General features: G+C 44.7%; 6 protein-coding genes. All 6 read left to right on the top strand.

The features are described 5' to 3' along the window. The first annotated feature begins 60 nt into the window (after positions 1-60). The 6 genes from N288_RS21700 to N288_RS21670 all read left to right on the top strand — a co-directional run bounded on the left by N288_RS21700 (position 61) and on the right by N288_RS21670 (position 12300). Positions 61-2673: a 5'-nucleotidase C-terminal domain-containing protein gene (locus tag N288_RS21700; RefSeq protein WP_009792712.1), complete on the top strand. Its 2613-nt coding sequence runs from the start codon at positions 61-63 to the stop codon at positions 2671-2673. 70 nt (positions 2674-2743) lie between these two features. Further along, positions 2744-7327, top strand: a complete 4584-nt coding sequence (locus N288_RS21695) for an endonuclease (protein ID WP_022544481.1) — start codon at positions 2744-2746, stop codon at positions 7325-7327. A gap of 580 nt (positions 7328-7907) precedes the next feature. Beyond that, complete coding sequence (locus N288_RS21685) at positions 7908-8648, top strand: YveK family protein (RefSeq protein WP_009792715.1); 741 nt, start codon at positions 7908-7910, stop codon at positions 8646-8648. Beyond that, complete coding sequence (locus tag N288_RS21680; protein ID WP_009792716.1) at positions 8638-9342, top strand: CpsD/CapB family tyrosine-protein kinase; 705 nt, start codon at positions 8638-8640, stop codon at positions 9340-9342. The genes N288_RS21685 and N288_RS21680 overlap by 11 nt, the downstream gene beginning before the upstream one ends. A 98-nt stretch (positions 9343-9440) precedes the next feature. Continuing rightward, a complete protein-coding gene (locus N288_RS21675; protein ID WP_009792717.1) occupies positions 9441-10205 on the top strand; it encodes a tyrosine-protein phosphatase in 765 nt (254 codons plus the stop codon). Positions 10206-10479: 274 nt separating this feature from the next. Continuing rightward, positions 10480-12300: a polysaccharide biosynthesis protein gene (locus N288_RS21670; RefSeq protein WP_022544480.1), complete on the top strand. Its 1821-nt coding sequence runs from the start codon at positions 10480-10482 to the stop codon at positions 12298-12300. Positions 12301-12339: the final 39 nt, after the last annotated feature.

Below are 12339 nucleotides of genomic sequence, written 5' to 3'. Positions count from 1 at the left end.
ATTTTAGGGTAAATATCTAACTGGTTGTCAAAACTAACTATATCCAAGGAGGCAAAAATTATGTCGAAACACCGTAAATTTATTGCGACTGCAGCTACAGCAGCTGTCGTAGTATCAGCAGTTGCCCCGGCTGCAAGTGCTGTCGGATTTAAGGATGTAACAGATCGTTATAAGGAAGCCGTAGATTTCGTGGTTTCTAAAGGTGCAAATGGTATGTCCTCGACTATGTTTGGCACAAGCGCAGAGATTAAACGTGTCGATGCTGCTGTATTACTGGCGAATGTCCTCGGGTTAAATATTCAAGGAGCACCAGCATCAGGCTTTAAGGATGTTCCTGCCCGTGCAGCAGGTGCGGTGAATGCGCTGAAAGCAGCTGGCATCACTTCAGGTAAAACAGCCAATATGTTTGACTCGAACAGCCCAATATCCCGCGGAGAGCTGGCTATCTGGATTCATAAAGGCTTTAACTTAAAAGGTTCAACGAGTATAGAGTTTAAAGATGTCACAGAACGTTATGAGTCAGCAGTTCAAGCTTTGGCTGCCAATAGTGTTACAGAAGGCATTTCAGATACAGAATTTGGCGTTAACTTAAATGCAAAACGCGGGGATTATGCGATCTTCCTACATAGAGCCTCCATTACAACTCAAGCATCCCCTGAGGTCGTAAGCGTAACATCAGTCAGCAGCACCGTGCTGCGTGTCAAAATTAAAGGTGATGCAGCTGATGTAAAAGCTTCTGATTTTATGTTCGATAACGGACTGAAAGTGGAAGAAGCTAAAGTTATGCCTGCAGCGGAAGCTGGATATACAATGGTTGAATTAAAAACATCCTTCCAGGAACCTGGAAAAATATATAAGCTGAACTCATTCAGCGGCAACGCAGTTGTTGGGAATATTTCATTCGAAGTTCCTTCAGTCCCTCCTGTAACGCCTCCTCCGGCGAGTGGAGATGGGACGTATGATCTGAATATTATGCATACAAACGATACACACGCACACTTGGACAATGTGGCCAAGAAAATTACAGCCATTAAAGAAGAAAGAGCAAATCACCAGAATTCATTATTGCTTGATGCCGGGGATGTTTTCTCAGGCACATTGTACTTCAATGAATTCAACGGTCTTGCAGATCAAGAGTTCATGAACCTGATCGGCTATGATGCCATGACATTCGGTAACCATGAATTTGATAAGGGTACTGAAACACTGGCTCCATTCGTAAAAGGTGCAAACTTCCCATTTGTTTCTGCAAACGTTGATTTTTCCGCAGATGAAAATCTAAAAGACCAGTTTAATGACGAAATTTCTTCGAACCCGGAAGATGGCGAAATTTATAACGGAATTGTAAAAGCAGTTAATGGAGAAAAGATTGGGATCTTCGGTTTGACTACTGCAGAAACAAAAGATATCTCCAGCCCAGGAGAAGATGTAGTATTTGAAGACTATATCGAACAGGCAGAGAAGGCTGTTGAGGCGTTTGAAGCGCAGGGAATCAATAAGATCATTGCACTTACCCATATTGGTTATAATGATGGCGGCGGTGACAATGACTTGACTCTGGCTAAAGAAGTCGAAGGAATTGACGTTATTGTAGGCGGACACTCTCATGATAAGCTGGCAGATCCTGTTATTGATAATACTGGGGAAGAGCCAACTATCATCGTTCAAGCTAACGAATATAGCAAGTTCCTTGGTACGCTTGATGTGAAATTTGATGAAGATGGCAAAGTGATCGGCCATGCAGGTGAACTGCTGGATATTGGCAAGTTTGCCGAAGATGCACAGGCAAAGCAGATTCTTGAAACAAAATATAAGCCAGTTGTGACAGAAAAACAAAACACAGTAGTTGGACAAGCAGCAGTAGATTTGATCGGAGGCAACCCGGCAGCACGTACAGGGGAAACCAACCTTGGCAACTTCATCACTGATGGGATGCTGGCAAAAGCAAAAACGATCAATCCTGATACAGTCATAGCCCTTCAAAATGGAGGAGGAATCCGTGTGACAGTTCCGGAGGGGGATATTACCCTAGCCAAGGTTCTTGAAGTACTGCCATTCGGCAACTCACTTGGACTAATGCAGTTGACTGGGGATGAGATTAAGGCTGCTCTTGAACTCAGCGTTAAAGATGCACCTGGTGCATTCGGCGGATTCCTTCAGGTATCAGGCATGAAATATACGTATGATAGCAGTAAGCCGGTTGGAGAAAGGGTACTTTCTGTCCAAGTAAATGAAAATGGAACGTTCAATGACCTGGATCTTACTAAAACATATGTAGTGGCTACGAATGTCTTCACTGCTAAAGGCGGAGACGGCTACACAATGTTTGCGAAAGCTTATGAAGAAGGAAGAGTTAGCGAGCCTGGTTATGTTGACTGGGAAATGCTGAGGGATTATATCAATGCCCAGCCGAACGATATTGTTAATCCTTCTGTTGAAGGCCGCATCATTGACAAAGCGACAGCAGAAGAACCAGCTGAAGTGGACGGTGCTGATTTCAGCGGAACTGCAGCTGCGCCTAAAGTGTATGACGGTGATGTAATGGTGGATGCAACTGGCACGGCGAAACTTGAGTATGCACATGTAAAAGGAAACCTGTACATCAAAGGCGACGCTTCTACCATTGAATTTAACAATGTTGAGGTTGATGGTGAGACTGAGTTTTTAGATTAATCATTGCAGAATCCTTCTGGTCCGCCAGAAGGATTTACATTGCAAATTAAAACTAATGGGGGAAACTCACTTGAATAATAAATTCATGAAAAAAGTTTCTTTGTTCCTGATTTTTGTTTTGTCGCTGAACATACTGCTGCCAAGCTCAGTATCTTTGGCTGAAACCAAAAAAACAGAAACCTTTGATAATCTTGGCCTTACCGGGTCAAGCTATGTTGATGGAAGCTTTGTTGGCGTAGATGGAATCACCTGGACCTATACTGGCGCAAGAAATCAGGATACTTATGGTATTGACGGAACAGGGATTATGTTCAGAGATCCGGGCAAAGCAGTTGAATCATCTTCAATTAGTGGCGGAATCAGCAGTATTTCCATTGATCTGAAAAAAGCATTCACAAGTACTGCTGACCGTCAGGTGGAAGTCTTCATAAATGGACAATCCATTGGTAAATCAGAAGCCTTCAGTGACGATGCTGTTCATACATTCACAGTCAATAACCTGAATGTTGCAGGACCTTTCACGATTAAAGTAGCTAATGCTGCTACAAAACAGGTAGTCGTTGATAATATCTCATGGACAAGCAATGAAGCGGGAGCAACTAAAACAGCAGGAGTTGAAGCAAGTGTTGCACCAGGTGCTGTTGCTGCGGGAACAGAAGTGGCTTTGACTTCTGCAACAGCAGATTCAACGATCTACTATACAACTGATGGTTCAGCCCCAACCACATCAAGCAGCACATACACAGACCCAATCACCATCAATGAAAACACAACAATCAAAGCCTTTGCTTCTGCATCTGAATTAGAAGACAGCGAGATTGCAAGCTTTGAATATACGATTCTTTCTGCTAAATCAATAGCTGAAGTAAGAGCGATGCAGCAGGGGACAAATGTCATGACCACTGGAATCGTTACAGCGGTTCTTGGAAGTGCAACTTATATCCAGGATGAAACGGCAGGAATTGTCCTTTATGGGGCAAACCTTGGCGTCAACCCTGGTGACCGTGTCCAGGCATCCGGAGAGCTTACTGAGTACAGCTCACTTTTAGAAATCAATGTAAAGCCTAGTGATGTTAAGGTACTAAGTAAAGAAGAAGTTCCTGCAGCGGCAGAAGTAAAGGCTGCAGACTTCAATGAAGACATTGAGTCGACTCTTGTAACATTAACAGATGTGTCTGTAGGATCCTTCTCAGGAGGGAACTACACTGCAACGGATGCTGACGGAGTTACTTTCCAGATTCGTCCATCGGATAGCTCATTATTGGCAGTGAATACAACCTATGATTCTATTACCGGTGTATTGAGCGCTTATAATAATGCATTCCAGCTGATCCCCCGCAATGCCGGCGATATCATCCTTGATTCCAGCAAGGTGCAGGCAGTGGTAGCAAATCCGGCTTCCGGCCTTGTAAATGAGGGAGATGCAGTAACACTGACAACGGGTACAGAAGGCGCAGCCATTTATTACACGACGGATGGCTCGAACCCTGATGAAAACAGCACTGTATACAGTGGACCAATTACCATCTCAGAAGCGACTACTATTAAAGCAGTTGCCGTGAAAAGCGGGATGACTGACAGTGATGTAGCGGTTTTCAATTATGCAATCCAGAAAGAGGAAATCCGCATCCATGATATCCAGGGAGAAGGACATTACTCTTTATATCAGGACTCAAACGTCAATAATATAGAAGGTATCGTTACCAAAGTAGTAGATTCAAGAAACTTCTATATGCAAGATCCGCAGCCGGATGATAATGATAAGACGGCTGAAGGTATCCTTGTTTACAGAAGCAACCATGGTCTTACAGTAGGCAATAAAGTTAAGGTCAGCGGAACTGTTAAGGAATATGTCCTTGACGGCTATGCAGAAAAAGCACAAACGGATCTGCCTGTAACAGAAATCAGTGCGTCTGCAATTGAAGTGACAGAAGCGGAAGCAGAGCTTCCTGCGCCGGTCATCCTTGGTGTAGACCGCCAGATTCCAACTGAAATCATTGATAATGACGGATTTGCAGAATTTGATCCGGAAGAAGACGGTATCGACTTCTGGGAAAGCCTTGAAGGCATGCTGGTTGAAGTAAACAGCCCTAAGGTTGTAGCTCCTCAGAAGTATGGTGAGCTTGTAGTTGTTCCAGGCAGCTATGAAACAAACACTGACAATGGCGGCCTTCGCATTACAGAAGAAGACATGAACCCTGAAAGAGTGACTCTTCTGATTGATGATGAAAGCTTTGTTGCCAAAATGGGCGACCATTTTAACGGGTCTGTCCAGGGTGTAGTCAGCTATGGATTCAGCAACTATAAAGTATTGACAGACAAAACTGATCTGCCTGAATTTGTAGAAGCTGACATCGAGCGTGAAACTACTTCTCTTACAAAAGAAGAAGACAAGCTGACAATTGCTTCTTATAATGTAGAGAACTTCTCGCCTGCAGTATCTGCTGATAAGATTGAACGTTTGGCAAGAGCTGTAGTCGAAAACCTGAAACGGCCGGATATCATCGGCTTGACTGAAGTACAGGACAACAACGGTGAAACAAATGATGGCACAACAGATGCGACAGAAAGCTTTAATGTACTGGCCGCGAAAATCAAGGAGCTTGGCGGTCCGCAGTATTCTTATACTGACATTGCACCTGTAAACAATCAGGACGGCGGGGCACCAGGCGGAAACATCCGTGTTGGCTTCCTATATAATGCAGAGCGAGTATCTCTTACAGAAGGAGCTCCAAAAGGAACTTCCACTCAATCTGTCGGCTTTGAAAACGGCAAGCTTACACTGAATCCCGGCCGGATTGATCCGACAAACGAAGCATATAAATCAAGCCGCAAGCCGCTTGCAGCACAGTTTGAGTTCAAAGGTGAAAGTGTAATTGTTGTTGCTAATCACTTTAACTCCAAAGGCGGAGACCAGCCACTATTCGGCAAGGTACAGCCTCCAGTGCTTGGCAGTGAAGTGCAGCGCATGAAGATTGCCAATATCGTCAATGGTTTTGTGAAGGATGTTAAAGCAGAAGATCCAAATGCTAACATCGTTCTGCTAGGTGACTTCAATGACTTTGAATTCTCAAATCCATTGAAGGCTCTTAAAGGTCAAGAACTGACTAACATGATTGAACAAGTCCCGGCAGAAGAGCGCTATTCATACTCTTACCAGGGCAATGCCCAGGTTCTTGACCATATCCTGGTATCCAATAATCTGGCAGCTGCAACAGCTGTGGACATCGTCCACATCAACTCCGGCTTCATGGAAGAGCATGGCCGTGCAAGTGACCATGACCCTGTATTAATCCAGACAGCTCTTCAGCCGAAGGCAGAGCCAGTGTATGACAAAGTGTATAATCTTTCAGGCTTCTCTACTAAGAAGCTGACAGTTTCAGCACACAATTCTCTTGTTAACATGGATGCTTCTTCTGTCATCCGTGAAGGAATCGTTCTGAAAACGTCTGTAACCCTTAAAGGTGCAGGCCTTAAAACCACGAAGGTCATTATCAGCCCTGCCCAGAGCGGTGCAATCATTGACTTAAGCGGTGCAGAGGTGCAAGAAGTAGTCATCGACAATAGCAATGTAAAAGATATCCGCGGTGCTGAAAACGTTCAGAAATGGACAGTTACAGACGGCGTCGATACATCGAATATCAAGTTCACTAATGTGAAAGGGGAAGCTATTGCTTCTCCTTTTCACCCTGTAGAAAACGGGGCTCCGGCAGCCAGTGCAATCAGCAATCAAACTGTTCAAGTAAACAAATCTTTAACAATTGATTTGAGCAATTATTTTACTGACCCGGACGGGGATGAGCTCACCTATACATCCACAAGGGGAAATGTATTCGGCAGCACGCTTACCTTCCTTGAGTCTGAGGAAGGCACGTATCAGGTAACAGTTAAAGCCACTGATGGCGATAAAGAAGCTCAGCTTACTTTTCAATTAACTGTTACAGGAGAACAGACTGAACAGCCGGTTGATTCCTATTATACCGCTGCTGCAGGCAAGACAGGCAGTGAGCTGAAGGCTGCTCTGCACGATATTATCAAGACTCATAAAGTTCTTTCTTACAGCCAGGTATGGGATGCGTTGAAAGAAACAGATGAGGATCCAAACAACCCGAACAACGTCATTCTTCTTTATTCCGGCCTTTCCCGATCTAAAGACAGAAACGGCGGGAATGTCGGCGATTGGAACCGGGAGCATGTCTGGGCCAAGTCCCATGGCGATTTCGGTACAACCAATGGACCGGGAACAGATATCCACCATCTCCGCCCAACAGATGTCCAGGTCAACAGCACGCGCGGTAATTTGGACTTTGCCAATGGCGGCAGTGCTGTAACGAACTGCAGCGATTGCAAAAGGAGCGCCAATTCCTTTGAGCCGCCTGACCGCGTAAAAGGCGATGTAGCGCGAATGCTCTTTTATATGGCAGTCCGCTACGAAAATGGAGACAGGGTGGATCTTGAGCTGAATGACCTGCTTAACAACGGCTCGAATCCTTACCATGGCAAGCTGTCTGTCCTGCTCGAGTGGAATGAACAGGATCCTGTTGATGCGTTTGAAATGAACCGCAATAACGTCATCTACAGTATCCAGGAAAACCGCAATCCGTTCATCGACCATCCTGAGTGGGCCAATCAGATTTTCAGAACAGCCAATTAATGAGATCAGCTTCCTTCTAAGAGGGAAGCTGATTTTTTATTTTGGAAAAATCAACAGAATAAAGAACTAAAAATTTACTATATGCCTACAGTTATATAAAAAGACGTTTCGCGGTCTATTTATTCAAAAAATACCCAGAATACAAAAATGCTGGGAATACAGCATGATTAGACAATCTGTATAGATAAGGTGATAATATGGATGTAAGGTTATCAATTGAAAAAAGAGTGAGATAGTCAGCTGCGATTTCCTTGGCACCTTCTGGCCATGAGAATTTTCCTGCTGCTATCACATTCCCCATATTCAATTCCCAAATTTCCGTTGGCACTCCTTGGAGTGCTTTTTTTAAGGAATTGAACGGCAGGACAGCATATTGTAATTTCTTCCAAAATTCAATTTAATCTATAAATATGCAGTTTTTTATAGTTTAATGGACTAATGAGGAAAATAATTGCCAGATTGCTGTCAAAGTCGAGCGGATCTTGTAAAAATCATGCCATTATAACCATTTTTTGATATATGATATGCTATAATACTATGTGTTTTACAATAACCTTACATTTTTTTCAGGAGGAACCCAATGGAGGAAACAATAAGTTTGAAAGAGCTTTTCCAGACATTAAGGAAGCGTCTGGGTCTCATTTTGTCTATCGCCTTCGTTGCTGTAGCAACGAGCGGTCTCATCAGTTACTTTTATCTCACTCCCATTTACCAGTCTTCAACACAGCTGCTGGTTAACCAGGCCAAGAGCGACCAGCCGGTATATAATCCTGGTGAAATCCAGACCAATCTGCAATTAATCAATACTTATAATGTCATCATAAAGAGTCCTGCCATTCTTGATTTAGTTAAAGAAGAGCTGGATCTTGATATAACGACAAGCCAGCTGGATTCAAAGATTACGGTCGGCAGCCAGAAGGATTCACAGGTGCTCGCAATTACAGTCCAAGACCCTGATCCCAACATGGCAGCTGATATCGCCAACACGACGGCCAATGTCTTCAAGCGTGAAATCGTTGAAATCATGAATATTGATAACGTCAAAATTCTGGCGAAAGCAGAGCTCACTGACAATCCGGCACCTATCAAACCGAACAAATTGCTGAATATGGCTATTGCCCTTGTAGTCGGCTTGATGGCAGGAGTTGGACTTGCCTTCCTATTAGAGTACATGGACAACACGGTAAAAACAGAGCAGGATATCGAGAAGCTCCTGGATTTGCCTGTACTTGGCACGATTGCCATTATTAATGAAGAAACAGGAGCCATGGAAGAGAAAGCAGCACGAAAGCAGCGTGGAGGTGAACGGGATGCTGTTTAAGAATAAGCCGAAAGCATCTGTGAATGACAGCAGGAGAAAGCTGGTGGCAGCTTATAACACAAAATCTCCGATTGCCGAGCAGTACAGGACCGTAAGAACCAATATTCAATTCTCATCCGTTGATCAGGATGTCCGTTCCATCCTGGTGACTTCATCCGGTCCGGGGGAAGGGAAGTCCACAACAGTGGCCAATCTTGCTGTCGTGTTTGCACAGCAGAACAAGCGGGTGCTGCTCGTTGATGCCGACCTGCGGAAGCCGACTGCCCATTATACCTTCAACCTGACCAACAACAACGGCCTGACAAATGTATTGACGAAAAGCTCCAGTCTGTTAAAAGCTGTTAAAGAAACAGCGATTGAAAATCTTTCTGTGCTGACAAGCGGACCGATTCCGCCAAACCCTGCTGAACTACTTGGTTCACAGGCGATGGAAGAATTCCTGGTAAATGTCCAGAAGGAATTTGATGTCGTCCTATTCGATACTCCGCCGATTCTTGCTGTAGCTGATGCCCAGATCCTGGCTAACAAGGTAGAGGGCACCATGCTCGTGATCAGCAGCGGCTACACAGAAATGGAACAGGCAGAAAAAGCGACAGAGCTTCTCCGAACATCCAAGGGCAAGCTGCTTGGAGCGGTGCTGAATCAGAAAAAGCTTCAGGATTCGCATTACTATTACTACTATGGCGGAAAATAAGAAGATTCGACAAAATCTCTTATTTACCCTATAGGAGCAGAATGGTATATTAAAAAAGTCCTAGATTATTAACATTTAATTGGAAGGGGTTTGACGCAATGATTGATATCCATTGTCATATATTGCCCGGAGTTGATGACGGAGCCAAGGATATGAGTGAAACGATAGAAATGGCCAGGCAGGCTGTTTCAGAAGGGATTCATACAATCATTGCGACACCCCATCATAGAAATGAAAGCTACGATAATACTAAAGTAGAGATACAGAATAAAGTTTCTCTAGTGAATGATGTACTGAAGCAGGAAAAAATCGGCCTTGAAATTCTGGCCGGACAGGAAACCCGGATTAATGGGGATCTGCTGGCTGACCTGGATAAAGGGGAAATCCTTCCCCTTGCCAATTCGCCTTATGTATTCATTGAATTGCCAAGCGGGCATGTACCGCGCTACACAGAGCAGCTCTTATATGATCTGCAGATGAAAGACCTGACACCGGTCATTGTGCATCCAGAGCGCAATGCTGAAATCATGGAACGTCCTGACGTGTTATACCAATTGGTCAAAAAAGGGTCATTAACACAAGTGACAGCTGCCAGCTTATGCGGGTACTTCGGGAAGAAGATCAAAGGCTTTTCCCATCAGCTGATTGAAGCCAATCTGACGCACTTTATCGCTTCAGATGCCCATAACACCACAAAGCGGGGCTTCAAAATGGCGGAGGCTTTCGCTGAGATTGACAGCAGATACGGTGTTGATACGGTCTTCTTATTTACAGAGAATGCAGAGCTCCTTGTTCAGGGGCAGAACGTAATTAAAGAAATACCCAGCCGGGTTAAAAAGAAGAAGTTCATGGGTCTGTTCTAATTTGATCGTTCGAAATATCAGTCATTTTGAATTTTACATAAAGAACCGGTGATGTCTCCTCGCCGTTATCCAAGGGGGCACTCGGCCATTCTGTGGGATCAGGGATCTTTTCCTTAGACGCTTGTCGTCATTGGAGTGGTGTGAGGGCGGGTTGGATGCCCTTTTACATAAAAATGATAAATATCTAATGGAAACACATGAACCTTCGTGTTTTTTCATTAGATATTTATTTGCATGTGTACTTTATTATACTAAAGCTATAGGAGGATTATGGATGACATTTCAGAAACGCTTAACTTTTCTGGTTGCGTTGGATTCACTTATTGTATTGTCCGCTATTTATCTTAGTTATATTACCCTTCATCCCACGTTTCAGATTTTTAAATACGAAACATTGATGCTGACATCCATTACCCTGCTCTTAAGCCATCATATCTTCGCCAGCATCTACAGGCTCTATAACAAAGCCTGGGAATATGCGAGCGTAGGCGAGCTTGTCAGCATTGTAAAGGCAGTCAGCCTTTCCATTATGATGACAGCCGTTGTTCAGCAGCTTGTCATACAGGACATTTACTTCCGGGCACTTATGCTCGCCTGGATGCTTCACGTTCTCCTGATTGGGGGCTCTCGCTTTGCATGGCGTGTCTACCGCGACCGCTATATCAAGCCGCAGGTTGAACAGTCCAGGGCATTGATCATTGGCGCAGGAGCAGCAGGAACCATGCTTGCCCGCCAGCTGCTGAAAAATACAGACGCTGGAATCAAGCCGGTTGCCTTTATCGATGATGACCCGAAGAAATTCCGTCTCCAAATACACGGGCTTTCGGTAGTCGGAGGTTCTAAGCGCATCAGTAAAACCGTTGAAACTTTGCAAATCGATAAAATCATCATTGCCATTCCTTCCATGAATAAGGAAGAAATGAAGAAAATATATGAACAGTGTGCAGGAACAGATGCCAAAACGGTGATCATGCCGCTGATTGAGGATGTTATGCTTGGAAACGTTTCGGTCAATCAGTTCCGCGATGTCCAGGTTGAGGATCTTCTTGGCAGGGAGCCTGTCCAGCTTGATACAGAAAGCATCTCACAAAAGCTGACAGGCAAGACGATTATGGTGACAGGGGCAGGCGGAAGCATCGGCTCTGAGATCTGTCGCCAGGTGATTAAATTCCATCCGAAGAAAATCGTTCTCGTCGGCCATGGGGAGAACAGCATCTACCTGATCGACATGGAACTCCGTAATCTCAAAATCGAGAATTTGGAAATCCGGCCGGTTATTGCTGATATCCAGGACCGGGCAAGGATCTTTGAAGTGATGCAGGAGCATCAGCCGGATGTGGTCTACCATGCAGCAGCTCATAAGCATGTGCCGCTCATGGAATACAATCCTAAAGAAGCTGTGAAAAACAATGTCATCGGTACGAAGAATGTGGCCGAGGCAGCTGATACATTTGAGGTCGGCACATTTGTGCTTGTGTCTTCCGATAAGGCAGTCAACCCAACCAACGTAATGGGCTCTACCAAGCGGATTGCCGAAATGGTCATCCAGGCGCTGGACGAGCAGAGCAAAACGAAATTCGTCGCCGTCCGCTTCGGCAATGTCCTTGGCAGCCGCGGCAGTGTTATCCCGCTATTCAAAAAGCAGATCCAGGCAGGCGGCCCGGTAACGGTCACCCACCCGGATATGACCCGCTATTTCATGACCATCCCGGAAGCATCCAGACTGGTCATGCAGGCAGGGGCCCTGGCGCGCGGCGGAGAAATCTTCGTCCTCGATATGGGAGAGCCAGTCAAGATCGTCGACCTGGCGAAAAACCTCATCCAGCTGTCAGGCTATACTATAGAAGAAATCGGCATCAACTTCTCAGGAATCCGTCCTGGGGAGAAAATGTTTGAAGAGCTTCTCAATGAAAAAGAAGTGCATACAAAAGCAGTATTTCCGAAAATACATATTGGGAAAGCTGTGCTCGAGCAGGAGCATGAAGTGCATTATTTAATTGATAGATTTGAAACGATGACAGTGCAGGAGATTAGTGAGTTTGTGATTAATGTGGCTAATCGGAGAGAGAATAAGATTTTTTCGATAGCGAAGTGAAATTAGTTAAATACATTCTAGGCATACTATGTATTTTAA

This window comes from Bacillus infantis NRRL B-14911 (genome assembly GCF_000473245.1).
Classification (GTDB): Bacteria; Bacillota; Bacilli; order Bacillales; family Cytobacillaceae; genus Bacillus_AB; species Bacillus_AB infantis.
This window is presented reverse-complemented; position numbering and strand designations above follow the sequence as displayed.